This is a genomic window from Duganella margarita (genome assembly GCF_009857535.1).
Lineage (GTDB): Bacteria > Pseudomonadota > Gammaproteobacteria > Burkholderiales > Burkholderiaceae_D > Rugamonas > Rugamonas margarita.
Genome location: NZ_WWCS01000006.1, coordinates 161,695 through 187,051, shown reverse-complemented (window position 1 = coordinate 187,051; position 25,357 = coordinate 161,695). Strand labels below are relative to the sequence as shown.

General features: G+C 64.9%; 23 protein-coding genes. 14 read left to right on the top strand and 9 right to left on the bottom strand.

Features of this window, described 5'->3' with window-relative positions:
- Nucleotides 1–12 precede the first annotated feature (12 nt).
- Both GTP55_RS11710 and GTP55_RS11705 read left to right on the top strand, forming a co-directional pair.
- Nucleotides 13–1,272, top strand: coding sequence for a D-amino acid dehydrogenase (locus GTP55_RS11710; protein ID WP_161045104.1), 1,260 nt, complete (start codon nt 13–15; stop codon nt 1,270–1,272).
- Between the two features lie 41 nt (nt 1,273–1,313).
- Nucleotides 1,314–2,273, top strand: coding sequence for a tetratricopeptide repeat protein (locus GTP55_RS11705; RefSeq protein ID WP_161045103.1), 960 nt, complete (start codon nt 1,314–1,316; stop codon nt 2,271–2,273).
- Nucleotides 2,274–2,292: 19 nt separating this feature from the next.
- Here GTP55_RS11705 and GTP55_RS11700 read toward each other — a convergent pair whose 3' ends face one another.
- Nucleotides 2,293–3,264, bottom strand: coding sequence for a LysR family transcriptional regulator (locus GTP55_RS11700; RefSeq protein ID WP_371868330.1), 972 nt, complete (start codon nt 3,262–3,264; stop codon nt 2,293–2,295).
- 123 nt (nt 3,265–3,387) lie between these two features.
- Between GTP55_RS11700 and GTP55_RS11695 the strand changes: the two genes are divergently transcribed.
- Complete coding sequence (locus tag GTP55_RS11695; RefSeq protein WP_161045101.1) at nt 3,388–4,332, top strand: MBL fold metallo-hydrolase; 945 nt, start codon at nt 3,388–3,390, stop codon at nt 4,330–4,332.
- A 46-nt stretch (nt 4,333–4,378) separates the two neighbouring features.
- Nucleotides 4,379–5,017: a response regulator gene (locus GTP55_RS11690; protein WP_161045100.1), complete on the top strand. Its 639-nt coding sequence runs from the start codon at nt 4,379–4,381 to the stop codon at nt 5,015–5,017.
- Nucleotides 5,018–5,113: 96 nt separating this feature from the next.
- Here GTP55_RS11690 and GTP55_RS11685 read toward each other — a convergent pair whose 3' ends face one another.
- From GTP55_RS11685 to GTP55_RS11670, 4 genes are read right to left on the bottom strand one after another with little or no spacing between them, the layout of a single operon-like run.
- Nucleotides 5,114–5,770, bottom strand: coding sequence for a YoaK family protein (locus GTP55_RS11685; protein WP_161045099.1), 657 nt, complete (start codon nt 5,768–5,770; stop codon nt 5,114–5,116).
- Nucleotides 5,757–6,149, bottom strand: a complete 393-nt coding sequence (locus tag GTP55_RS11680; RefSeq protein WP_110849624.1) for a DoxX family protein — start codon at nt 6,147–6,149, stop codon at nt 5,757–5,759. The genes GTP55_RS11685 and GTP55_RS11680 overlap by 14 nt, the downstream gene beginning before the upstream one ends.
- Nucleotides 6,149–8,077 carry an amidohydrolase gene (locus tag GTP55_RS11675; RefSeq protein WP_161045098.1) on the bottom strand — a complete coding sequence of 643 codons (1,929 nt, stop codon included), beginning with the start codon at nt 8,075–8,077 and terminating at the stop codon, nt 6,149–6,151. The genes GTP55_RS11680 and GTP55_RS11675 overlap by 1 nt, the downstream gene beginning before the upstream one ends.
- Nucleotides 8,077–8,340 (bottom strand): DUF1427 family protein, encoded by a 264-nt coding sequence (locus GTP55_RS11670; RefSeq protein ID WP_161045097.1) that lies wholly within the window; start codon nt 8,338–8,340, stop codon nt 8,077–8,079. Before GTP55_RS11670 ends, GTP55_RS11675 begins: the two co-directional genes overlap by 1 nt.
- A gap of 163 nt (nt 8,341–8,503) precedes the next feature.
- Between GTP55_RS11670 and GTP55_RS11665 the strand changes: the two genes are divergently transcribed.
- Nucleotides 8,504–11,509, top strand: a complete 3,006-nt coding sequence (locus GTP55_RS11665) for a sensor histidine kinase (protein ID WP_161045096.1) — start codon at nt 8,504–8,506, stop codon at nt 11,507–11,509.
- A gap of 8 nt (nt 11,510–11,517) precedes the next feature.
- On the opposite strand, the gene GTP55_RS11660 is transcribed toward GTP55_RS11665, so the two are convergent.
- Nucleotides 11,518–12,165, bottom strand: coding sequence for a response regulator (locus GTP55_RS11660; RefSeq protein WP_161045095.1), 648 nt, complete (start codon nt 12,163–12,165; stop codon nt 11,518–11,520).
- Nucleotides 12,166–12,349: 184 nt separating this feature from the next.
- On the opposite strand from GTP55_RS11660, the gene GTP55_RS11655 reads away from it, so the two are divergent.
- The 9 genes from GTP55_RS11655 (at nt 12,350) to GTP55_RS11615 (ending at nt 20,853) form a co-directional block, all read left to right on the top strand.
- A complete protein-coding gene (locus GTP55_RS11655; protein ID WP_161045094.1) occupies nt 12,350–13,048 on the top strand; it encodes a LuxR C-terminal-related transcriptional regulator in 699 nt (232 codons plus the stop codon).
- A 68-nt stretch (nt 13,049–13,116) separates the two neighbouring features.
- A complete protein-coding gene (locus GTP55_RS11650) occupies nt 13,117–13,434 on the top strand; it encodes a hypothetical protein (protein ID WP_229257884.1) in 318 nt (105 codons plus the stop codon).
- A 79-nt stretch (nt 13,435–13,513) separates the two neighbouring features.
- Nucleotides 13,514–15,658, top strand: a complete 2,145-nt coding sequence (locus GTP55_RS11645) for a TonB-dependent receptor (protein ID WP_161045093.1) — start codon at nt 13,514–13,516, stop codon at nt 15,656–15,658.
- A 124-nt stretch (nt 15,659–15,782) separates the two neighbouring features.
- Nucleotides 15,783–16,487, top strand: a complete 705-nt coding sequence (locus tag GTP55_RS11640) for a CPBP family intramembrane glutamic endopeptidase (RefSeq protein WP_161045092.1) — start codon at nt 15,783–15,785, stop codon at nt 16,485–16,487.
- On the top strand, nt 16,474–17,304 hold the full coding sequence (gene rhlP / locus GTP55_RS11635) for a rhombotarget lipoprotein (RefSeq protein ID WP_161045091.1): 831 nt from the start codon (nt 16,474–16,476) through the stop codon (nt 17,302–17,304). Before GTP55_RS11640 ends, rhlP begins: the two co-directional genes overlap by 14 nt.
- The gene (gene rrtA / locus GTP55_RS11630) at nt 17,297–17,800 is read left to right on the top strand and encodes a rhombosortase (RefSeq protein WP_161045090.1); all 504 of its coding nucleotides are present in this window, start codon (nt 17,297–17,299) and stop codon (nt 17,798–17,800) included. Before rhlP ends, rrtA begins: the two co-directional genes overlap by 8 nt.
- Before the next feature lie 99 nt (nt 17,801–17,899).
- Nucleotides 17,900–19,291: a serine hydrolase domain-containing protein gene (locus tag GTP55_RS11625; RefSeq protein WP_161045089.1), complete on the top strand. Its 1,392-nt coding sequence runs from the start codon at nt 17,900–17,902 to the stop codon at nt 19,289–19,291.
- A complete protein-coding gene (locus tag GTP55_RS11620) occupies nt 19,288–20,214 on the top strand; it encodes a MaoC/PaaZ C-terminal domain-containing protein (protein ID WP_161045088.1) in 927 nt (308 codons plus the stop codon). The genes GTP55_RS11625 and GTP55_RS11620 overlap by 4 nt, the downstream gene beginning before the upstream one ends.
- A gap of 51 nt (nt 20,215–20,265) precedes the next feature.
- The gene (locus tag GTP55_RS11615; protein WP_308494730.1) at nt 20,266–20,853 is read left to right on the top strand and encodes an NnrU family protein; all 588 of its coding nucleotides are present in this window, start codon (nt 20,266–20,268) and stop codon (nt 20,851–20,853) included.
- Here GTP55_RS11615 and GTP55_RS11610 read toward each other — a convergent pair.
- From GTP55_RS11610 to GTP55_RS11600, 3 genes are read right to left on the bottom strand one after another with little or no spacing between them, the layout of a single operon-like run.
- The gene (locus tag GTP55_RS11610) at nt 20,850–21,239 is read right to left on the bottom strand and encodes a hypothetical protein (protein ID WP_161045086.1); all 390 of its coding nucleotides are present in this window, start codon (nt 21,237–21,239) and stop codon (nt 20,850–20,852) included. The genes GTP55_RS11615 and GTP55_RS11610 overlap by 4 nt on opposite strands.
- Nucleotides 21,240–21,247: 8 nt before the next feature.
- Nucleotides 21,248–22,261: a GGDEF domain-containing protein gene (locus GTP55_RS11605; protein WP_161045085.1), complete on the bottom strand. Its 1,014-nt coding sequence runs from the start codon at nt 22,259–22,261 to the stop codon at nt 21,248–21,250.
- An 8-nt stretch (nt 22,262–22,269) separates the two neighbouring features.
- Nucleotides 22,270–25,356, bottom strand: coding sequence for an efflux RND transporter permease subunit (locus GTP55_RS11600; RefSeq protein WP_229257883.1), 3,087 nt, complete (start codon nt 25,354–25,356; stop codon nt 22,270–22,272).
- Nucleotide 25,357: the final 1 nt, after the last annotated feature.

Genomic DNA, 25,357 nt, shown 5'->3' with positions numbered 1-25,357 from the left:
GTCAGCGCCATCATGAAAACCATCGCCATCATCGGCGGCGGCGTCACCGGCGTGACGACCGCCTATGCCCTCGCCAAGCGCGGCTTCGCCGTCACCCTGCTGGAACGTCATCGCTATCCGGCGATGGAGACCTCGTATGCCAACGGCGGCCAGCTGTCGGCCTCCAATGCGGAAGTCTGGAATCACCGCGCCACCATCGCCAAGGCGCTGCAATGGCTGCTGCGCAGCGACGCACCGCTGCTGGTGCACCTGCACCCCACCTGGCACAAGCTGTCCTGGTTTGCCGAGTTTGTGTCGGCCATGCCCAACTACCACCACAACACCATCGCCCTGGCGCGCATGGCGGTGGCGGCGCGCGACCATCTGTTCCAGTGGGCCGAGGATGAGCAGATCGACTTTGACCTCAAGCGCCAGGGCATCCTGCACATCCACCGCGACCGCGCGGAGTTCGACCATGCGGTGGCGGTCAGCAAGCTGCTGGCGCGCGGCGGCGTGCAACGCCGCGCCGTCACGCCGGACGAGATGCGCGCCATCGAACCGGCGCTGCGCGGCGCGTTTTACGGCGGCCATTTCACCGACAGCGACAGCAGCGGCGATATCCACAAGTTCACCACCGGGCTGGCGCAGGCCGCGCAGCGTCTCGGCGCGCAGCTGCGCTATCACCAGCAGGTGGTGCATCTGGACGCCGGCGCGGACGGCGTCGATGTCACCGTGCTGCAAGGCGAAGGCGCCGAGACCAGCCGCTATGACGCGGTGGTGATCTGCGCCGGCGCCGCCAGCCGGGCGCTGGCCGCGCAAGTGGGCGACAGCGTCAATGTCTATCCGGTCAAGGGCTATTCGGTCACCGTGCAGCTCGACGACGCGGCCAGCCGCGCCGCCGCGCCGAATGTCAGCCTGGTGGACGACACGGTCAAGCTGGTGTGCAGCCGGCTGGGCGAAGACCGTTTGCGGGTGGCCGGCAGCGCCGAATTCCACGGCCATAACCGCGACATCCGCGCCGACCGCGTCGCCCCGCTGACCGACTGGGTGCGGCATAACTTCCCCGAGGTCAGCACGCGCAGCGTTACGCCGTGGGCCGGCCTGCGGCCGATGATGCCGGATCTGATGCCGCGCGTCGGCCCGGGCAAGGCGCCGGGGGTGTTCTACAACACCGGCCATGGCCATTTGGGCTGGACTTTGTCGGCCGCCACCGCCGAGCTGGTGGCCAGCGCCATCTCTTCCTCTTGGGAGGCGGTGCGGCAACGCACCGCCAGACCCTTGAAAATGGCGTAAACTGGCTTCATCTGATGCTCGTCTTAACTAGGAGGTATGACATGACGGCTAAATCTATTGCACGTATTACTCTGCTGGCTGGCGCCATGGCGCTGGCGGCGCCCGCATTTGCCGCCGAGCCGACCATCCACGACATCTATGTCGCGGCCAACGCGGGTAAGTTCGCCGAAGCCCAGTCCATGATGGACCAAGTGCTGGCGGCGCATCCGAAAAGCGAAAAAGCCCACTTTGTCGAGGCCGAGCTGCTGGCCAAGCAAGGCAAGTTCGCCGCCGCCCAGGCATCGCTGGCCAGGGCGGAAGAGCTGGCCCCCGGCTTGCCCAAGATCGACCCGCAGGCCGTAAGCAAGCTGCGCACGCTGCTGGCGGAAGGCCAGAAGCTGGACTATTCGCAAAAGCATAAGACCAGCAGCAATGCCGGCGGCGGCAGCAACTACGGCAGCGGCGGCTATGCCAGCGCGCCGCAGGGCAGCAGCGGCATCGGCTGGGGCGGCATTCTGATCATCGGCGCCGGCCTGGCGGGTTTTATCTGGCTGGCGACCCGCTTCATGGCGCGTCGCCAGCAACAGGCAGCTGTTAACGACGGTTACAACCCGGCCGGCTACACCCCCGGCGCGGCGCCTGGCTACGCGCCGGGCGGCGTGCCGCCACAACCGGGCTACGGCCAGGCCGGCTGGGGTCAGCAAGGCGGCTATCCGCAGCAGCCGGGGCAGCCTGGCATGGGTTCGCGCATCATGGGCGGCCTGGCGACGGGCGCGGCAGTCGGCGCGGGTATCGTGGCCGGTGAAGCGCTGGCACGCCAGTTCACCGGCGGCCATGATTCGGGCAACGCCAATGCAGCGCCGCGCAACGACATCGTCTATGACGATCCTGCCGCGCGCGACGACCTGCTGCGCCGCGACGACATGGGCGGCAACGACTTCGGCGTCAGCGGCGGCTGGGATGACGGCGGCAGCGGCGGCGGCGGCGGCGACAGCGGTGGTGGTGGCGGCGACTGGGATTAACCCTTCCCCACCATCTCCTTCACGGGGCGTGGCGTTCGCCCGCCCCGGCTGCCTCCATGGCGAGGTCCCAATACGGCGGACTGCCGAAATATTCCTTCAAATGACGTATCAGCAGCTGGGCTTTGGCCTGGTTTGAGCGGCCCGGCATATGCACCGCATGAATGGCCGGCTCGGCCGGATCGCGGCGCGGCGCAATCTCGCTGCGTTCGACCGGCGGCATCGGAAACACCGGCACCAGCTGGCCGGCCACGATGGCGTCGCTCACCAGCCAGTTGGCCAGGTGCGCAATACCGGCGCCGCTGATGGCGGCATGCAGCAGCGAGTCGGTATCGTCGCAGCGCAGCTTGCCCCGCACCGGCAGCGGCTGGTTGCCGTTGACGCCTTCAAAGCGCCACCAGCCGCGTGGCGCCACCCTCCCATTCACCGTCAGGCATTGATGATCGAGCAGGTCTTCCGGCTTCTGCGGCCATCCGTGTCGCTCCAGGTAGGCCGGGCTGGCGCTGACCACGCGGTTCATGCCGGCCAGCCGGGTGGCCACCAGGTCGCTGGCCGGGAGCACGCCGGCGCGCACCGCCACGTCCACCCGCCGCGCGGACAGGTCGACCACGTCGTCGCTGACATGCAGGTCGACCTCGATCAGCGGGTGGCGCTGCAGGAAGGCGGCCATCGCCGGCGCCACGTGCAAACGGCCGAACGCGGCCGGAGCGGTCACGGTCAGCAGGCCGCGCGGTTCGCTGTCCAGTTCCTGCACGGCGTTCTTGCCATCCGCCAGTTCAGCCAGTATATTGCGGGCGCGCGGCAAAAAGCGCTCGCCGGCGTCGGTCACGATCACCTGGCGCGAACTGCGCAACAGCAAGCGCGCGCCCAGCTCGGCCTCCAGCGCATCTATCTTTCTGGAAACAGACGATACCGCCATCTCAAGGTGGATCGCCGCCTTGGTCAAGCTACGCAGTTCCGCCACCGTCACAAAGCATTTCAGGCCATCTATCACAATTCTCTCCATAGCCATACGTCTTTGTCGAATCCGCAAAGACTCTTTGCTTTATTCCGCATTGTGCCATTTTTTGCAAAGATGCATACTTCGTTCATCGCTGAACTGTTATAGGATACCAACATGAAATTCACGCCACTCTTTGCTGCGCTGGCCTTTGCCACCTCCGCTCCGGCTTTCGCCGCCGCGCCGTTGGCCGGCACCAACGCTCCCGGCTTCTACCGCGTCATGCTGGGTGATTTCGAAGTTACCGCTATCAGCGACGGCACCGTCGACCTGCCGTTCGACAAGTTGCTGCACGAGCCGGCCGACGTCACCAAGAAAGCCCTGGCCCGCAACTACCAGTCGGTGCCGACCGAAGCCTCGGTCAACGCCTTCCTGGTCAACACCGGCGGCAAGCTGATCCTGGTCGACAGCGGCGCCGGCAGCCTGTTCGGCCCGACGCTGGGCAAGGTGCTGGCCAACATCAAGGCCTCGGGCTACCAGCCTGAACAGATCGATGAAATCTACCTGACCCACCTGCACCCGGACCATGTCGGCGGCCTGGCGGCCAACGGCAAGCTGGTGTTCCCCAACGCCATCGTCCGCGCGGACAAGCACGACACCGATTTCTGGCTGAGCCAGGCAAACCTGGACAAGGCCCCGGCCGACAGCAAAGGCTTCTTCCAGGGCGCGATGGCCTCGCTGACGCCGTACGCCACGGCCCAGCACCTGAAACCGTTCAGCGGCGACACCGAACTGGCGCCGGGCGTGCGCGCCACCTCGGCCTACGGCCATACCCCGGGCCATACGATTTACACCTTCGAAAGCAAGGGTAAAAAACTGGTACTGGTGGGTGACCTGATCCACGTGGCAGCGGTACAATTGGAGCACCCGGAAGTAACGATCGGCTTTGACAGCGACGCCAAAGCCGCCCTGGCCTCCCGCAGCAAGGTATTCCCGGCAGTCGCCAAGGAAGGCGCGCTGGTTGGCGCCGGCCACCTGTCGTTCCCCGGCCTGGGCCACCTGCGGGTGGACGGCAAGGGCTACGACTGGCTGCCGGTCGCTTACTCCCAGCTGCGCCAGTAACCCCCCCGTCAGCAATCCGTCAGCAACTTCAGGAATACTGATCACCATGGACACGCGTACCTCATTTAGCTCCATCTCTGTGCTCGTCGTCGACGACCACCCCTTGCTGCGCGCCGGCCTGGGGGAGGCCATCTCCAGCCAGCCCGATATGCGCGTGGTCGGCGAGGCCTGCAACGGCCGCGAGGCGGTGGACGCCTACACCCAGCTGCGGCCCGACGTCACCATCATGGACATCGCCATGCCGGAGCTGGACGGCGTGCAGGCGCTGCATGAGATCCGGCGCGAGCACAACAATGCCCGCGTCGTCATGCTGACCACCTACAAGGGCGATGCGCAGATTTTGCGCGCGGTGCAGGGCGGCGCCGCTGGCTTCCTGTTGAAGAGCACACTGCGCAAGGATTTGCTCGATACGGTGCGCGGCGTCCACCTGGGACAGCGCCGCATTCCGCCGGAGATCGCGATGGAACTGGCCCAGCACATGGGCCAGGGTCCGTTGAGCTCGCGCGAGATGGAAGTGTTGAACCTGGCGGCGAGCGGGCATTCCAACCGCCGCATCGCCGAGCGCCTGACGATTTCCGAGGAAACCGTCAAGGCGCACATGAAGAACGTGCTGGCCAAACTGGCCGCCAACGATCGCACCCACGCGGTGACGATTGCCCTCAAGCGCGGCATTATTTCGATATAAACACGTCGTTCCGGCGCAGGGCGGAACCCATGAAACACCAGCATGCCGCGTATGGATTCCGGCCTGCGCCGGAATGACGAGCCAACGGCTAAGGGCTCAGTCCCTTGCCGTCGCGGCCAGCGCGATCAGGATGGCGCACGGCAGCAGCAGGCCGTGGAAACCGAACTGCACGAACGCCAGCGCGCCGCTCATGCAGCCCACCGCAAACGCGATCACCGGCCAGGTCAGCTTCTTGCAACGACCGATCGCCTCGGGGTCGCCCCGCAGCGAATCGACCAGCTCGATCACCAGCCCGGTCACGTTGCCGGTCATGACGGTGGTGGCCGAGGTTTTGCTCAGCAACAGTTTGCCGTAGGCGTTCTGGATCGCCATCGCGCCGGCGCACAGCGAACCCGTCAGCAGCGTCAATGGCGCCGACGCTTCCACGATCGGCGCCGCCTGCCAGGCGCAGATCACCGTCGCCGCCATCATGAACAGCTGGAACAGGAAGCTGTTGCGCAGCGTTTTACTGCCGCTGCGGTCCCAGTGCACTATCGCCAGCCGCGCCATCGCCACGAACAGGATAAACACCGGGAACACCAGCAACTTGATGCCGATGGCTTGCGAAGGCTCGATCACGGCACGGCCGATCAGTACAAAGTTGCCTGTCACATGGGCCGTGAACAGGCCAAACAGCCCGACAAAGCCCAGCGTGTCGACGTAGCCGGCCAAAAATCCGAGCGCCACGCCTTGTTTGGTATCACCGCGTTCCATTACTACCTTTCTTCAAATCGAGCCAGGCCACCAGCAGGAAAGCGCCGGTCAGCCCCACATGCTCAAAAAAACTGTTCGCCGCCATGAAGCGTTCCTGGCCACCCATCTCCCAGAAGCGGTTGGCGACGAAGCTGGCCATCAGCGTGAACACGCCGAGGAAACCCGCCCCCAGCCAGCGATACACGCCGGCGATGATGGCCACCGAGGCGCCCAGCTCCAGTGCGATGACCAGCGCCGCCAGCGGCGCCGCCGGCGACAGGCCGAAATGCTGCATCTCGCCGATCGCCGAATTAAAATCCATCAGCTTGTTGATGCCGCCCTGCAGATAGGCAGCACACAACAGCAGCAGAAAGAAACGCTCGATCCACTGCGAGCGCATCAGACCGCCCAGCAGGCGCAACCCAACGCGCCCCAGAAGCTCTTCAGGTCCGACACCGGCGCCTGGCTGCCCCACGAATTGGCGTGCTGGTGGCCGTGCACATTGCAGTTGTTGGCGCAACCGCAGGCGGCGGCCTGCTGCTCGCGCTCACGCTTCTGTTTCAGCTGGCGCTGCTCCAGTTCCTTCAGCGCGGCGCGGCTGGTGCCCTGCTTCTCGCCCCAGCCGGCGTAGCCGCCGAAACGGCGCACCGGCGACCAGTCCGGCATGGCCGGCGGCGGCGGCAGGTCGTGGCTGGCGAAGGCGCCGGCGGCGTAGACGATGTTGCCACCGACGATGGTCAGCTCGGACGTCAGGTCCCATATCTCGCTTTCGGCGCAGGTGTAGAAGTCCTTGTCCGGCACGATCATGTCGGCCAGCTGGCCCACTTCGATGCGGCCCTTCTTGCCTTCCTCGTTGGAGAACCAGGTGGTGTTCTCGGTCCACATGCGCAGCGCCGCTTCGCGGTCCAGGCAATTGGCGCGCGGGTACAGCTGCGCGCCGCTGACGGTTTTACCGGTGATCATCCAGGCCAGCGAAACCCACGGATTGTACGAGGCAACGCGGGTGGCGTCCGTGCCGGCCGAGGTTTTGACGCCGGCGTCGATGATCTTTTTGATCGGCGGCGTGGCTTCGGCCGCGCCGTGGCCATAACGCTCGATGAAGTATTCGCCCTGGTAGGCCATGCGGTGCTGCACGGCGATGCCGCCGCCCAGCGCGGCGATGCGGTCGATCGACTGGTCCGAAATGGTTTCGGCGTGGTCGAAGAACCAGTTCAGGCCTTCCAGCGGAATGTCCTGGTTGACGCGCTCGAACACGTCCAGCGCGCGGCCGATGGTTTCGTCGTAGGTGGCGTGCATGCGCCATGGCCAGCGGTTCTGCGCCAGCACCCGCACCACGCCTTCCAGGTCGTCTTCCATCGATTCCGGCATGTCCGGGCGTGGCTGGCGGAAGTCCTCGAAGTCGGCCGCCGAGAAGGTCAGCATTTCGCCGGCGCCGTTGTGGCGGAAGTAATCGTCGCCCTGCTGGTACTTGACGCTCTGCGTCCAGTTCAGGAAGTCTTCCTTCTCCTGCTTGGGCTTTTGCGTGAACAGGTTGTAGGCCATGCGCACCGTCAGCTGCTTGGCGTCCGACAGCTGCTGCACCACCTGGTAGTCTTCCGGATAATTCTGGAAGCCGCCGCCGGCGTCGATCACGCCGGTCACGCCCAGGCGATTGAGTTCGCGCATGAAGTGGCGGGTCGAGTTGACCTGGTATTCCAGCGGCAGCTTCGGACCTTTGGCCAGCGTGGCGTACAGGATCGAGGCATTCGGCTTGGCCAGCAGCAGGCCGTTAGGATTGCCGTTGGCGTCGCGCAGAATCTGCCCGCCCTGTGGTTCCGGAGTGTCCTTGGTGTAGCCGACGGCGCGCAGCGCGGCGCCGTTCAGCAGCGCGCGGTCGTACAGGTGCAGGATGAACACCGGCGTATCCGGCGCCACCGCATTCAGTTCCTCGATGGTCGGCAAGCGCTTCTCGGCGAACTGGTGTTCGGTGAAGCCGCCCACCACCCGCACCCACTGCGGCGCCGGCGTGATCGCCACTTGCGCCTTCAGCATGGCCATGGCGTCGGCCAGCGAACGCACGCCGTCCCAGCGCAGCTCCAGGTTGAAATTCAGGCCGCCACGGATGATGTGGCAATGGTTGTCGATCAGGCCTGGCAGCACGCGCTTGCCGTGCAGGTCGATAATCTTGGTATTCGGTCCGGCCAGGGCCATCACCTCATTGGCGCGGCCGACGGCGGTAAACTTGCCGTCCTTGATGGCGACAGCTTCGGCGTGCGGGTTGCTGCGGTCCAGGGTGGTAAACAGGCCGCGGTGCAGGATCAGGTCAGGCGTGGTAGGCGTTTGGGTCATCAGGTGCTCCGGGTTTCATCGGTTTTTTGCGCGGATGGCAGTTGGCCAAAGCAATGCGGCTTGACGTGGTCTTCGATCCACGACACTTTCGGCGCTTCCTTCTGCCACAAGGGGCGCAGCAGCGGCGGCAGCTGTTCGCCGAGCAGGATGCCCAGCAGGCCGACCAGCGCGATCACTGGCGGCGCCGGCGATCGCACATTCAGAAAGCCATATAGGAGGCCAACCAGCAAGCCAACGGCCAGCGATACAATATACATTTTCATGATTTAGCGAAGCTCCGGTAATTTAAGTCGTGCGCATAGTGTAGTCATGTATCGCGTCCATCACATCACCGGTATTGATTGACGATTCCCCCCTCTTTTGGGAGGGGGCGGCTTGCACATGGATAGGTGCTAAAATGACCAGATTCGCAGAACCTTTCACCCCATGACGACTGCACGCGCTTACCTGCTCCTGCATGCCGCCGCTGCCGCCCTTTGCGGCCTGCTTTCATTCGCCCCGCTGGCGGCGCTGGCACAGCAACCGCCGGCACGCCTGCTGGAACAATTCACCCACACTTCCTGGGGCGCGCTCGATAGCGCGCCGGTCGACATCCTCAGTATCGCGCAAACCAGCGACGGCTGGCTATGGCTGGCCGCCGGCACCGGCTTGTACCGCTTCGACGGCAAACGCTATGAGCGGGTCGACAGCGTCGAGGGCCACGCGCTGCTGTCGTCCAATGTGCGCACCTTATATGCGCCGCCGGAAGGCGGCTTGTGGGTCGGCTACCGCATCGGCGGCGGCATCAGCTACTTCAACCGCAACCAGGCGCGCCACTTCGCCGCCGGCCAGGGCCTGCCGTCCGGCGCCATCACCAGCATCGCGCGCGGCCCGGATGGCGTGCTATGGGTGGCCGCGCGCGATGGTCTGGCGCGGCTCGACGGCGAGCATTTCGTCGCCGTCGGCGCCGACTACGGCCTGCCGGCACGGCGCGCGCGCCAGGTGCTGTTCGACCGCAGCGGGCGCCAGTGGGTAGCGATGCAGGGCGGGATCTTCAGCCGCAGCGACAGCCGCGCGCCGTTCGCGCCGGCCTGGCCGCATGGCGACTTGAGCGGCATGGCGCTGGCGCCGGACGGCAACGTGTGGGCGTCCGACCTCGGCAGCTACTACCGCCTGCAACCGGAAGCACCTACTGGCGACAGCGGCGCGCGGCCCGCGCTACAGGGCAGCAATATGTACTTCGACCGCGACGGCAACCAGTGGATCTTCCGCGCTGGGGGCCTGGAACGTCGCAACGCCGGCGGCAGCGAGGCGCAGCGCCAGGATCTGGGCGGCAGCCTGCCGCAAAGCTTTTTCCAGGACCGCGAAGGCAATGTCTGGATCGGCACCTCGGCGGGCCTGAACCGCTTCCGTCATAACCGGCTGTTGACGCTGCCGCTGCAAATGGTGTTCAACCACCCGGCGATTGCGCCGGTGACCGGCGGCGGCGTCTGGGCCGGCGACCGGATCGGCGCGCTGCGCGTGCTGGGGCCGGAGGGCGAGCGGCGCAGCGTGCTGTCCGGGCATATCTCGGCGCTGTACCGCGATCCGGACGGCATGCTGTGGGCCGGTAATGACGAGGAAGTCTGGAGCGTGGAAGGCGGCCGGGTGGAACGCTATCCGCTGCCGCCGGAAGCGCAAAGCTACGAGGTGCAGGCGATGAGCCGCGCCAGCGACGGCGGCCTGTGGGTGTCGGTGGTGCGCGCGGGCCTGTACCTGCTGAAGGACGGCCAGTGGCGCCGCCAGCCGGCGCTGCCGCTGTCCACCCCGGGCATGGGCGACCAGTTCCCCACCGCGCTGGAAACCGGCAGCGACGGCGCACTGTGGACCGGCTACATCCGCAACTACATCGTGCGGCTGGCCGGCGGCAAAGTCGATATCTACACGGCGGAACAAGGTCTGGACCTGGGTCACGTGCTGACCCTGCACCGCAGCGGCACGCAATTATGGGCCGGCGGCGAGCGCGGCGTGGCCTGGTTTGACGGCCAGCGCTTCGCCACCCTGCACGGCTTGCGCGGCGAGATCTTCCGCGGCGTGTCCGGCATCACCCACAGCAAGCAGGGCGACCTGTGGCTGTTCGGCACCGAAGGCCTGAGCCGCATCAGCGCCGCGCAGGTAGCGCGGGCCATGAGTACACCGGGCTATGAAGTGGAGTACGAGCGCTTCGACGCCCATGACGGCCTGCTGGGCGCCGCCTCGCAACTGCGGCCGATGCCGTCGCTGGTGATGGCCGACGACGGCTTGCTGTGGATGGCCACCGCCAACCGCATCAACTGGATCAATCCCGCCCACATCGCCCGCAACCCGGTGCCGCCGGCGGTGCTGGTGCAGGACATCGCGGTCGGCGAACAGCGTTACAGCCCCCTGCCCGGCCTGACGCTGCCCAAGTCGACCAGCAACCTGCGCATCGACTATACGGCGCTGAGCCTGAGCATTCCGGAGCGGGTGCGCTTCCGCTATCGCCTCGACGGCGTCGACAGCGACTGGCAGGACCCGGGCGCGCGCCGCCAGGCCTTTTACACCAATCTCGATCCGGGCCAGTACCGCTTCCGCGTGATGGCGGCCAATGAAGACGGCGTGTGGAATCCGCAGGAGGCGCAACTGGCCTTCAGCATTCCGCCGACCTTTGTGGAAACCGCGTGGTTCAAGCTGGTATGCGCAATGGCGCTGGCGGCGCTGCTGGGGGCGGCGTATCGCCTGCGCCTGCGCCACGTCACCCGCCAGCTGCGCACGCGGCTGGAGGACCGCGCCGACGAGCGCGAACGCATCGCCCGCACGCTGCACGACACCTTCCTGCAAAGCGTGCAAGGGCTGATGCTGCGGGTGCAGACGCTGCTCAAGCGCCTGCCGCCCGACGGCGATGCCTATCAGCTGGTGGAGAAGATCCTCAACCAGGCCGACCAGGTGCTGGCCGAAGGCCGCAACCAGGTGCGCGGCCTGCGCAGCGTGCCGCATCTCGACGACCTGCCGCATATGTTCGGCGAACTGGGACAACATCTGCGCGAAGAACATGCGGCCGACTTCGCGCTGATCGTCACCGGCCAGCAAGCCACGCTAACGGAGGCCGCGCGCGAACACCTGTACCACATCGGCCGCGAGGCGCTGCTGAACGCCTTCCGCCATTCCGGCGCCTGCCGCATCGAGCTGGAACTGGGCTATGCGGCCGACCACTTCACGCTCGTGGTGCGCGACGACGGCCGCGGCATCGATGAAAAAGTGCTGGCGGCCGGCGAGCTGCCCGGTCACTGGGGTTTGATCGGCATGCGCGAACGCGCCATGAAAATCGATGCGGCGCTGGATCTGTGGTGCCGTCCCGGCATGGGCACGGTGGCGCAGGTCAGCGCGCCGGGATCGGCCGTCTATGAACGCAAGCCGGGCACGCTGCGCCGCTGGCTGATGCGTGAGGCCGCATAGTGAGCTGATTACTGCACCACGCCGCAGGAATGCAGGTCGAGGATGCCGCGTTCGATGGCCAGCGTGACCGCATGGGTGCGGTCGCTGGCATTCAGCTTGGCCAGAATGCTCTTCATGTGCACCTTGACGGTTTCCTCCGAAATCGCCAGGTGCATGCCGATGCGCTTGTTGCTCTGGCCCCCCGCCACCAGTTGCAGCACTTCGGTTTCGCGCTTGCTCAACGCGCCTTCGTGCCAATGTTCGGCGATACCGCTGGCCACCGCTGCCGGAATGCTGCGACGGCCCTGGTGCACGGTGCGGATGGTGGCCAGCAGCTCCTTGCGCAGCATGCTCTTGAGCAGATAGCCGGCGGCGCCGGCGGCGATCGCGCGCTGCGCCAGCACGTCGCCTTCATAGGTGGTCAGCACCACGATGCGGGCGTTGGGAAATTCCTTGCGGATGGCGATGGTGGCGTCGATGCCGTTCATGTCCGGCATCTGGATGTCCATCAGCGTGACGTCCGGCTGCAGGCGGCGGTAGGCTTCCACGGCCTGCACGCCATTGGTGGCTTCTTCCACCAGCTGCATGTCTTCCTCGTCGGCGATCACGCTGGCTATGCCTTCGCGGAACATCGGATGGTCGTCCACGCTCAGGATCGTGATAGGCGGGGCAGTCATAGGCGTCTCGTACTTCTCGTACTTCGTGAATAAAATTCCGGCAATTAGCGTAAGAATGCCACAAAGCGCAAGGGTCTGACTATACCTCTATCTAGGGATAGGGATCCTCCCGGATCGGGGCGTGGCAAAACCGCTGGAAAAGCTTAATCTTCTACTCACCAGTTTTTCAATTTAGGAGAGTGACATGCGAGTGGATACCCGATCCTGGCCACAGTCCGCCGTCGGCGGCACCGGTAACACCAACGGCATCGTCCAGCAAGGCGAGAAGGTCCATGTGCTGATCGCACATGCGGACCCGATCGTCAGCGCCGGCCTGGCCGCCCTGCTGGGCGCTAACAGCGACATGCAGATCAGCGTTGTTGCCAGCAGCGAGGCGGCCAGCCTCGCCGGCGCCGACGTGATCGTCCTCGATCACCGCAACGGCCTGGAACACATGCGCCGCGCCGCCAATGCACACCACGGCGACAGCCAGCCGCGCGTGCTGATCGTCACCCAGCTGGAACGCGAGTGGGAAGTGCGCACCGCGATGATGGCGGGCGTGCACGGCTACCTGCTGCAAAACTCGGATGCGGAGCAGCTGCTGACCGCCGTGCGCACGCTGAGCCGCGGCATGCGCTACCTGAGCGCGGACCTGAGCCGCTGCGTGGCCGACAGCTTTACCCGCATCGGCCTGACCAGCCGCGAGACCGATGTGCTGCAACTGCTGGCCCAGGGCCAGTGCAACAAGTCGATCGCGCGTGAGCTGGGCATCGGCGTCGGCACCGTCAAAACCCACGTCAAAGGTCTGTTTGACAAGCTTGGCGCAACGGCACGCACCCACGCCGTGGTGCTGGCCACGCGGCGCGGCCTAGTGGGCGATTCGGCCACCTCGCAGGCGCACTAACGCGGAAACCGTTGTCTAACATGGTAGATCCCCTGTAAAATCAGGGGATGCATGCCCCAACCATCACCATGAGCACTCCACATCGCCAGACGCGTTATCAACGCGTCATGATGTTCTTCGTGCTGATGTTCCTGGCGTTGCAGCTGATCGGCGCGAGTTCGCATACCCACGCCTACACCGATCATGAACCGGATTGCGCGGCCTGCGCGGTGGTGCATCTGCCTGCCGGCGGCGTGCCGCCGGCCACCTTGCTGGTGGACCCGGTCGCACTGCAAAGCAGCAGTCTGCCGGTGCTGGCGCCACGCACTGTGGTGCGCGCCGCGCAAACCAGCTACCTCACGCCCCCGTCTCACGCGCCGCCCGGCGTTGCTGTTTTCTCCATCTGAATTTTAATCGCTGCATTGCCGCCCACTCCTGCGCGAGGGGACCAGTGCATCGCCACGTCTGTATATTCAAGGATTTAACATGCAACACAAGCCACAACTCCGTATTCTGCCCCTGCTGATCGCCGCCGCTTTCTATGCCAACCATGCTTATGCGGAGGACGCCGCCAGCGCCACGACCGGCGCGCCGGACGAGGCGCCGATGCAGCAAGTGGAAGTCACCGCCGCGCACCTGAAGAGCGCGCGCATCGACCTGTCGCCGAATGTCGGCACCACCATCTACAGCATCGACAAGCATATGGTCGACCAGCTGGGCCAGGGCGACAACACGCCGTTCAACGAAGTGCTGCTGCGCCTTCCCGGCGTGAGCCAGGACTCCAAGGGCTCCGGTTCGATCCACGTGCGCGACGACCACGCCAACGTGCAGTACCGCGTCAACGGCGTGCAGCTGCCGGAATCGATCAGCGGCTTCGGCCAGTCGATCGACACCCGCTTCGTCGAATCGACCGATTTCATCACCGGCGCGCTGCCGGCCCAATTCGGCCTGCGCACCGCCGGCATCGTCGACATCCAGACCAAGGAAGGCCTGCCGCAATCGGGTGGCCGCGTGGGTGTGCTGGTCGGCAGCCACGATCAGATCCAGCCGAGCGCGGAATTCTTCGGCACCCAGGGCGCCTTTAACTACTACCTGTCCGGCAGCTACCTGACCAGCAAGCTGGGGATCGAGAATCCGCTGCCGGCCACCAGCGCGCTGCACGACAAGACCAACCAGACCAAATCCTTCGGCGTACTGTCCTATTTCCTGGACGATAACACCCGCCTGGGCCTGATGTTCGGCACCTACAACGGCCGCTTCCAGATTCCCAACAATCCGAACCAGGAACCGGCATTCGCCGTCACCGGCGCCACCGCGCCCGACTCGTCGCAACTGGACGAAAACCAGCGCGAGAAAAACCGATTCCTGGTGCTGTCGCTGCAAAAAAGCCTGGGCGACCTGAATTACCAGGTCTCGGCCTTCCATCAATATTCGGAACTGCACTACACGCCCGATCCGATCGGCGACCTGGCCTACAACGGCGTGGCGTCCAACACGCTGCGCTCGAACACCGCCAACGGCCTGCAATTCGACGCCAGCTACAAGCTTAATGACCAGCACACCATCCGCACCGGCCTGGCCTACACCCGCCAGACCACGCACAGCGACAACAGCGTGGGCGTATTTGACCTGAACGACGACGGCACCCAGGCCAGCACCGATCCGCGCACCATCATCGACAACAGCAGCAAGACCGGCAAGCTGTCCAGCATCTACCTGCAGGACGAATGGCACATCACTGCGCCGCTGACCGTCAACTACGGCGTGCGCTTCGATAAAGTGGACGCCTTCGTCAACGAGCAGCAATGGAGCCCGCGCATCAACGTGGCCTATCAGCTGGCCAAAGGCACGGCGCTGCATGCCGGCTACTCGCGCTACTTCACGCCGCCGCCGCAGGAACTGGCGGCGCAGTCCAGTATCGACAAATACGCCGGCACCTCGAATGCGCCGGAAGTGGGCGTGTCGGACAACGTCAAATCCGAGCGCACCAACTACTACGACATCGGCATCAGCCACCAGCTGACGCCACAGCTGACCGTGACGGCGGACGCCTACTACAAGAAAATCCGCAACATGCTGGATGAGGGCCAGTTCGGCCAGGCGCTGATCCTGTCGCCGTTCAACTACGACCGCGGCTACGCTAAAGGGCTGGAACTGTCGAGCGTCTACAGCGAGAAAAACTGGGGCACTTTCCTCAACGTGACCACGCAGAAGGCGGAAGGCACCAACATCACTTCCGGCCAGTCGCTGTTTGGCCCGGACGAACTGGCCTACATCGCCAACCACTACATCCACGTGGACCACGACCAGACGGTGACGGTATCGGGCGGCGCCCACTACCACTTCGGCGATTCGCAAGTCAGCGGCGATTTCCTGTACGGCAGCGGCCTGCGTCTGACGCCTGACAACGGCGCGCCAAACTCCGGCCACCTGCCGCACTACGCCACTGTCAACCTGGCGCTGACCCACACCTGGAAAGCGACGCCGGTCGGCACCGTGGAAGGCCGTCTGGCGCTGATCAACGCCTTCGACAAAGTCTACCTGCTGCGTGACGGCTCGGGCGTCGGCGTCGGTGCGCCGCAGTACGGCGAACGCCGCTCCATCTACGCTGGTTTGTCGACCAGCTTCTAAAGCCGGCGGTGCTGCACGGCGGTACTGCGTGCAGCACCCACTGGTACCTGTATGCCTGCGCTTTCAGATTGCATATTTCGTAACGTATAATCGGCCGTTGTCCTTTACTCAAGGTGGCCCACCTATGATCGATCTTGCGCTGGCGTTTTATCTGGTCCTGATTCTCCCCTCCCAACAGATGTGGCGCAGCATCCGTAAGAGCGATAAGCCCAAGCGGTCGCGCGAGCAACGCTATCTCGCCACCATCCGCAGCATAGGCATGACGCTGATCGCGCTGGTGGCGGCCTGCTGGTGGAGTGGCCATACCGCATCCGACCTTGGACTGGGCGTCCCGACATCCGGCGCCGCTCTCTGGTGCCTGCTGATTCCCATCCTCGGCCTGCCACTGCTGCACTACGCCGGCAAGGCGCGCGAGGCCAAAATGCCAGCTGCAAAAGTCGCCGAGATGTATGAGCAAGTTCGCGCCAGCGACGCCCTGCCACGCACGCCGGGCGAAATGAAGCTGTTCGTGCTCACTACGCTATTCATCGGCGGCGGCTGGGAGCTGCTGTATCGCGGCTTCCTCACGCTGGTGCTGACGCCCCTGGTCGGCACCTGGGGCGCGGTGCTGATCGCCGGCGTCGCGTACGGCGCCGGCCATGGCTACAGCAATCCCAAGCAGATCACCCTCAGCATCGTCTCCGCTATTTTGTTCAGCGTGGGCTATGTGCTGACCGGTAGTGTGTGGTGGCTGATCGTGGTCCATGTCGGCATCCCGCTGATGGGCGCCATCAGCTGCTACAAGATCCTGAACCAGCAACCGAACGGAGAAGCACATGCGATTTCTTAAAGCCCTGTTGATCATTGCGGTCGCCGCCGGCCTGAGTGGCTGCGTCGGCTGGCGCGCGCCAGACGGCGCCAAACAGACCGGCAGCCTGGTCGACTATCTCTATCCGAATGCGAAGGAAGCGCCGACCCTGGCGCCGAGCGTGGTCAAACTGCGACCGCCGGTCAAGGTGGGCATTGCCTTCGTACCGGGCGCGAACTGGAACAACGGCCTGTCGGAAGCAGCCAAGATCAAATTGCTGGAGCGCGTGCGCGACTCGTTCGCGAAGCATCAGTACATCGGCAAGATCGAAATCATCCCCAGCCAGTACCTGCAAGCCAAAGGCGGCTTCACCAACCTGGAACAGGTGGCGCGCATGTTCGACGTGGAAGTGGTCACCCTGCTCTCCTACGACCAGGTGCAGTTCAATGACACCAACGCGCTGTCGGTGCTGTACTGGACCATCATTGGCGCCTATGTGATCCACGGCGACCAGTATGACGTGCAGACCATGGTAGATGCCGCCGTGTTCGACGTCCAGAGCCACAAGCTGCTGTTCCGGGCACCGGGCACCAGCCGCGTCAAAGGCGGCGCGACGTGGGCGGGCCTCAGTGAAAAACAGCGCCTGGCCGCAGGCGAGGGTTATGAGCGCGCGGTCGACCAGCTGATCCCGCAGCTGCAAACGGAGCTGGACGGCTTCCGCGAGCGGATCAAGAACAACGCCAACTACCAGGTCGAGAACAAGGCCGGCTATAAAGGCGGCGGCGCCATGGGCTGGATCAGCCTTGCGCTGGTCGTCCTGCTGGCAGGCGTGGCGTACGCGATCCGGCGCCGTGCCTGAACTGCTGGAGTTCGACCGTCATGCCATTCTGGCGGGCGAAATCTGGCGGCTGTGGACCTGCCATCTGGTCCACTACTCTAGACAGCATGCATTGATCGACCTTGCTACAGCGGCAGCGGCAGGCGCAGTGGCCTTGCCCGCGCTGGGTTGGCGGCGATTGTGCCTTGCGATAGCGCTGACGGCGCCACTGATCTCCGGCGGCCTGCTGCTTCTGGCGCCGGATCTGAGCTATTATCGCGGCGCCTCCGGCATGGCCGTGATGCTGGTGGTGCTGGCGGCATGCACCTTGTGGCCGCACGCCGGCAAGCGCGCCCGCGCAGCATTGGCGCTGCTCGGCGCCGTGCTGGCAGTGAAGATCGGCGCGGAAGCCATCGGCTATTCAACCGCATGGTCCGACCTGCCGGCCGGCGTGCACGTCGCCTGGCAGGCCCACTTGCTGGGCGTGGTCGCCGCAGCAATCGCCTTCAAAACGGCTAGCGCCATTCCAGCCAGGTAGCCTTGGCGCCGCCATCTGGGTACAATCGTCGCAAGTCGACACGTATTCAAACCTTACGCCACCACGCGCGACGGGCGTCCAATTCAGGGTTAGCATGTAATGGCATCAAAAATCGTACTGGCTGCTGCGGCAGTGGTGTTGATTGCGGCAGGCGGCGTGGCGACGCTGGCGGTGAAGCCTCCCGAATTGCTGCGGGTGGGCGCAAATTACGGCGCCAAGATCGTCTGCTCGAATGTCTTCATCGCCGGGCGTGACGGCCAGGCGGTGCTGGCTGATGACGTGCAGGCGCCAGGCCATCCGGTGCTGAAGTATCTGAAGGTGCAGGTCGACCAGCAGCGCCAGACCGTGCGCGCGCAGTTCTTTGGTTTTGTCGGCGACGGTCTGGCGGTTTTCCGTCCCGGTACCGGCTGCGCGGCGGCGCCGGACGGTGACGCGGCGCAGGCGGCGCAGTACAAATTCAACCCGATCAAGATCTGGGGGCCCTCGCCAAATGTGCCGTGGCCTACTGGTTCGATGGAAGAAACCAATCCGGCGGTACAGGCTTTGCTGGCGCAGGATGCGCTGGCCGGTCCGGGCATGCGCGGCATGGCGGTGATTCATCGTGGACGGTTGGTGGCGCAGCGTTATGGCGCTGGCTTTACGGCGGCGTCGCCGTTGCTGGGGTGGTCGATGACGAAGACCGTGAGCGCGGTGCTGGCGGGGATGCAGATCGCGGATGGCAGGCTGTCCTTGCAGCAGAGCGGCTTCTGGCCGGCAGGCGACCAGCGCGCGCAGATCACGCTGGCGCAGCTGATGTCGATGAGTAGCGGCTTGCGCTGGAATGAGGGCTATGGCGACGTCTCCGATGCGACGCGCATGCTGTACCTGGAGCCGGATATGGCGGCATTCACGGCGACGCTGCCACTGGAACAGGCGCCGGGCAGCAAGTGGAATTATTCAAGCGGCGGCACGGTGCTGTTGTCGCGCATCTGGCAGCGGGCTGCCGGCGGCGATGCCAGGGCTGCGGTGTCGGCTGCGGTGCTGTCGCTGCCGCATGACCGTCTATTTGCGCCGCTGGGCATGAGCAGCGCGGTAATCGAGGCCGATGCGCGCGGCAACCTGGTCGGCTCCAGTTACATGTATGCGACGACGCAGGATTGGGCCCGGTTCGGCCAGTTCCTGTTGCAGGACGGCGTCTGGCAGGGAAAGCGCTATTTGCCGGATGGTTTTGTCAGCGGGATGCAGCAGGTGGCGCCGGCATCGGGTGGCGCGTATGGCCAAGGGTCGGTGTGGCGATATGGACCTTCCGGCGCCACACCGGAGGGACAGAATCCCGATACGCGCTTCCAGCTGCCTGCGGACACGTACTGGATGGAGGGGCATGATGGACAGAGCATCGCCATCGTGCCGTCGCAGCAGCTGGTGGTGGTGCGGCTTGGCCTGACGCCGCATCGGCTGCTGTATCAGCCGCAGGCGCTGCTGGCGGCGGTGGTGAAAGCGGTCCAGCAATGACCGCCGTGCCTTACCGCCTGTTGCGCTATCAGTTGCCGATGCTGCTGACCGGCGCGCGCGTGGTCGGTCACACAGTGCTCAAGGCGATCGCGCCGGCATCCCGGCCGCCAGCGCCTGGCGCGGACGGCGGCGCGCGACCGGCGGAAGCACGCATTGCGCCCGTCGCGCGGGTGATTGATGCGCCGGCGGCGGATTTGGTGGCGCAGTACATTGCATGGGCGGGCGCAGTGGGCGGATATGAGGGCGAGCTGCCGCCGCATATGGTGTCGCAATGGAGTTTGCCTCTGGTTGGCGAGCTGCTGCTGCGCATGCCCTACAAACTGACCAGCGTAATCAATCAGGGCGTCGGCCTGCGTATGCATGGTCCGCTGCCGCGCGACACGCCGTTGCAGGTCAGCGCCGCCGTCGAGGAGATCGAGCACACGCCGGGCCGCATCAAGGTGGTGGTGGCGGTCCTCACCGGCACGGCGCGGCAGCCGTCGCTGGTGGAAGCGCGTCTGCATATGAGCTTTTTGCTGCCAGGCCCGCGACCAGCCAAAACCGCACACGCACGGCCGGATGAACCGCAGTGGCGCACCGTCGGCGCGTGGCAGGCGGACGCGCGCGATGGCCTGCGCTTTGCGCTGCTGACTGGCGACTTCAATCCCATCCACTGGTGCGGACCATTGGCGCGGCGGTCGGTATTCCGCTGCCTGGTGCTACACGGTTTTGGCAGCTTTGTGCGCAGCTACGAGATCCTGCGGCAGCAAGGCGTCAGCTTCCGCGAGATCGATGTGCGCTTCGTCAAGCCGGTGCCGCTGCCCTGCCCAGCCCTGTCGGTGCAGATAGCGCCGCCCGGCCCTGATGGCTGGCGCGCCGTACGGCTGGCCGGTCCCGGCGACGGCGCCGGCGATACCACTCATCTGGCGGGAAACTTGCGCTAGCAGCGTTGCGCGCCACCCCGCACCGGTGTATCGTCACGCCAGCAGACAACCATGGAACGCGCGATGACGATACTGATACTGGGCCTGATACTTTTTCTCGGACTGCACTCGATCCGCATCTTCGCCGAAGACTGGCGCAACCGAGTGCGCGCCCGCATGGGTCAATTGCCATGGCGGGCGCTGTATTCCGTGGTATCGATCACCAGCCTGTTGCTGATCATCTGGGGCTACAGCCTGGCGCGCCAGGCGCCGATCGTCATCTGGACGCCGCCGCCATTCACGCGCCATCTCGCCGCGCTGCTGGCGGTGATCGCCTTCGTCTTCATCGCCGCCGCCTACGTCCCGCGCAACGGCATCAAGGCCAGACTACACCATCCGATGACACTCGGGATCAAGACCTGGGCGCTGGCCCACCTGATCGCCAACGGCACGTTGCACGACATTCTGCTGTTCGCCAGCTTCCTGGTGTGGGCGATCCTGCTGTTCCGCGTCTCGCGCAAACGTGATGCGGCACTGGGCACCAGCTACCCGCCAGGCAGCAGCGGCGCCACCGCGCTTACTATCGTCACCGGCATCGCCGGCGCGATTATCTTCGCGCTCTGGCTGCACTTGCCGCTGATCGGCGTGCGACCGTTCTAATTGCATTTGCCGCGCACCACGGCGGCAATCACCCAAGGCAGCGAGTAAGGGCCGACCACATTCACCGGGCCGATACGCGCCGGTTGCAGCTTGAGCGCATCCTGGTGCAGACAATCCGGGACCTTGGCTTGCTCAAAAGCGGCGCTCATGGGCGCCTCCACGGAATTGGCGCGGAAAGCGCCGGCTTGCGCATTGATCGCCAACGGCTGCGCCGGCGGCGTTTCGGCGACAGTCTCGCGCACCGCTTTCCTGATCACGTCATCGGTGAGCGCAGGCTGCGCAGGCGCCGCCAGCGCTGGCGGCGTCAGCTCGGCAACCGCCTCCTTCTGCGCCGCCGCAGCAGCGAGGGTATGCGCCGCCAGCAAAGTAGTGAGGATGATAGGCATGGCGTTGGTCAGGAAGCCACGCGGACCGCATTGCGTCCGCCCTGCTTGGCAGCGTATAGCATCTTGTCGGCCTGCGCCAGCCACTCTGCCGGCGTCTGCTTCTTGTCCATATAGGACACGCCGATGGAAATTGTAATGGGATGGTCTTCCTGCAGCGTGGCCGTCGCCACCGCGCCGCGCAAGCCCTCGGCCAGGCTGGCCGCCGCATTCAGGCCCGCACCGCTGGCGATAATCGCGAACTCCTCGCCGCCGTAACGGAAAATCCGGTCCGACGAGCGCGTATGCCGCCGCATCAACTCGGCCAGTCGCATCAGCACCTTGTCGCCGGCGGCGTGGCCATATTGATCGTTGACCTGCTTGAAATGATCCAGATCCAGCAACAGCAAGCTCGATTCCAGTTGCGGCCTGCGCTCCTGCGCGTATTCGGCCAGATGCCGCTCCAGCGCGCGGCGGTTGCCCACGCCGGTCAGGAAATCCAGCTCCGCCGCATTGTGCAGCCGGCGGTTCTGCACGCCGGTGCGGTAAGAGAATATGTAGGCAAACAGGTTGACCAGGCCGACCGTGACAATGATGGTGGCCAGGTTCAGCATCTCCACCCGGCCGTACAAGACCGCCACCAGCACGCCCAGCCCGATGCTGTTGATCGTCAGCGCCACCGATGGCCGCAGCACGAAGTAGGCCGAGATCATGGTCGGGTACACCCAGTATACCAGCCCCACGCCGCGCAGATATACAGTGAACAGCATGCCGCCGGTGTAGAAGATGGTGACGCACACGCTGGCCACCTGATAGCGGCCGGTGCGCCAGACATGCACGATCACCGACGACATGGCCAGCACCAGCGCCATGTCGACAATAGCCGAGGCCCAGCTGCCTTGCAGCAGCCGGTAAATGCCAAAGGGAAGAATGCTCGGGATGCTGAGGGCGCACAGCATCATCAGGATGACTTCTTCCTGACGCCGCTGGCGCCCTCCCGACAGCCAGCGCCAGCGTCCAGCGCCGGGTTTGTCGGTGCTACTCATGCCGCAGCTCAGTGGGCCGGCTGCGTGGATGGCTGCGTGGACGGCCCTTCAGGCGGCACGTCCGCCGGTTCGGTGTGCGCTTTATGCTCACCGGCCAGCCACATATACATGGCCGGCACCACGAACAGCGTAAACAAGGTGCCGATCGACAGGCCGGTGAAGATCACCAGGCCCATGGCGTGACGGCCGGCCGCGCCGGCGCCCGACGCGATCACCAGCGGCACCACGCCGAACACCATCGCCGCCGTCGTCATCAGGATCGGACGCAGACGGGTGGCCGCCGCTTCCTCGATCGCCTCGCGCTTGGACTTGCCCGATTCGCGCAGGTGATTGGCCACCTCCACGATCAGGATGCCGTGCTTGGAGATGAGGCCCATCAGCGTCACCAGACCCACCTGGGTGTAGATGTTGATCGAGGCGAAGCCAAGGAAGATAAACGTCATCGCCCCGAACAGCGCCATCGGCACCGAGAACAGGATCACAATCGGATCGCGGAAGCTTTCGAACTGCGCCGCCAGCGCCAGGAAGACGATGATCACCGCGAACAGCATGGTCGCCAGGAAGCCGCCCGATTCCGCCGCATACTGGCGCGATTCGCCGGAGAAGTCAGCCGTGTAGCCCGACGGCGCCACTTCCTTCAGGGCGTCGCGCAGGTACTGCTGGATCTCGCCCTGCGACGAGCCGGTCACGCCGGAAATCGTCGCGGAGTTCAGCTGCTGGAAGCGGGTAATCGATTCCGGCTGCACGCTGTACTTGATGCTGGCCACGGTGCTGGCCGGGATCATGTCGCCGGCTGGCGTCTTGATGTAGAAGTTGAGCACGTCGTCCGGATTCAAACGGTCAACCTGCAGCACTTGCGGGATCACCTTGTACGAACGGCCGGCGATCGAGAAGTAGTTGACGTAGCCGCCACCCAGCGCCGCGCCCATGGCGTTGCCGAAGTCCTGCTGCGTCAGGCCCAGCGTGGCCAGCTTGTCGCGGTCCACTTCCACCTTGGCTTGCGGCGTGTCGATTTTCAGGTCGACGTCGACGAAGTAGAACTTGTTGTCCTTGCGCGCCTTGTCCAGCACCGCCTGCGCCACCGTGTTCAGATTCTCAAACGGTTCGGTGGTGGTGATGACAAATTGCACCGGCAAGCCCGAGCTGCCCGGCAGCGCCGGGAACTGGAACGCCGCCACGCGGCCGCCGGCGATGCCGTTCCACTTGGCCTGCAACTCGGTCTGGATTTCATGCGCCGAGCGGCTACGCTTGTCCCACGATTTAAACAGTACGCCGCCGATACCGGCATTGGTGGTCGGCACGCCGGTGATCTGGAACATCTGATCGTATTCCGGCAGCGATTTGGCGACATCGAAAATCTGCTTGGCGTAAGTCTGCATCTGGTCCGACGTGGCGGTAGGCGCACCCACCACCTGCGACAGCACGATGCCCTGGTCTTCTTCCGGCGCCAGTTCGGACTGCGACATCTTGAACTGGATAATCAGCAGGCCAAACACGATGAAGCCGAACACGATCAGCACCACCCAGGTATTGAGCAGGCTGCTCAACACGCGCAGATAGCCGTCGTGGACCTTGGCGAACACGCGGTCGATGGCCTTGACGAACTTGCCCTCGTCCTGTTTATGGTCGAAGAAGTGGCCGCACATCATCGGTGACAGCGTCAGCGCGACGATGCCGGATACCGCCACCGCACCGGCCAGCGTAAACGCGAACTCGGTGAACAGCGCGCCGGTCAGGCCGCCCTGGAAGCCGATCGGCACATACACCGCGATCAGCACCACCGTCATCGCCAGAATCGGACTACCCAGCTCGCGCGCGGCCTGGATGGCGGCGTCCATCGGCGACATGCCCTCCTTCATATGGCGGTCGACGTTCTCCACCACGATAATCGCGTCATCGACCACCAGGCCGATGGCCAGCACGATCGCCAACAGCGTCAGCAGGTTGATCGAATAACCCAGCATCAGCATCACGAAGAAGGTGCCGATCAGCGACAGCGGCATCGCCACCACCGGCACGATCACCGCGCGGAAGCTGCCGAGGAACAGGTAGATCACGATGGTCACGATCACCAGCGCTTCGATCAGCGTCTTCACCACTTCATCGATCGAGGTGTTGATGAACTCCGTGGAGTCATAGACGATTTCGCCGGTCAGGCCGGTCGGCAGCTGCGATTTGATGCCGGGGAAGGCTTCGCGCACGCGCTTGGCCACGTCCAGGATGTTGGCGTCCGGCGCCACCTTGATACCGATGAACACCGAGCGCACGCCGCTGAAGGCGACGTTGAAGTCATAGTTCTCGGAACCCAGCGTGACGGTAGCGATATCCTCCAGCCGCACGATGGCGCCGTCCTGCTGCTTGACGGACAGCTGCTTGAACTCCTCCACCGTGTGCAGGTCGGTGCCGGCGGTCAGCGGCACGGTCACCGCCTGGCCCTTGGTCGAACCCAGGCCGGCCAGGTAGTTGTTGGACGCCAGCGCGGCGCTGACTTCTGCCGCGGTGACGCCGTGCGCCGCCATCTTGTCGGAGTCCAGCCACGCGCGCAGCGCGAACTGGCGCGCGCCCAGCAGCTCGGCGGTCTGCACGCCCTGGATCGAATCGAGCTTCGGCTTGACCACGCGCGCCAGGAAGTCGGTCACGTTATTGGTCGGCAGCGTGTCGCTGTAGAAGCCCATGTACATGGCGTCGGTGGTCTGGCCGGTCTGCACCGTCAGCACCGGTTGCTGCGCCTGTTGCGGCAACTGGTTCTTGACCGAGTTAACCTGGGTGGTGATCTCGGTCAGCGCGCGGTTGGAATCGTAGTTCAGGCGCAGCGTGGCGGTAATGGTCGACACGCCGCTGTTGGACGACGACGACAGGTAATCAATCCCCTGCGCCTGCGCGATGGCCGACTCCAGCGGCTGGGTGATAAAGCCCGCCACCGTGGCCGCATCCGCGCCGTAGTAGGTGGTGGAGATGGTCACCACCGCATTCTGCGTCTTCGGATACTGGTTGACCGGAAGACTGAACAGCGAGCGCAGGCCCAGCACCACGATCAGTAAACTGATCACGCTGGCCAGCACCGGCTTTTTAATGAAGATATCGGTAAAATTCATG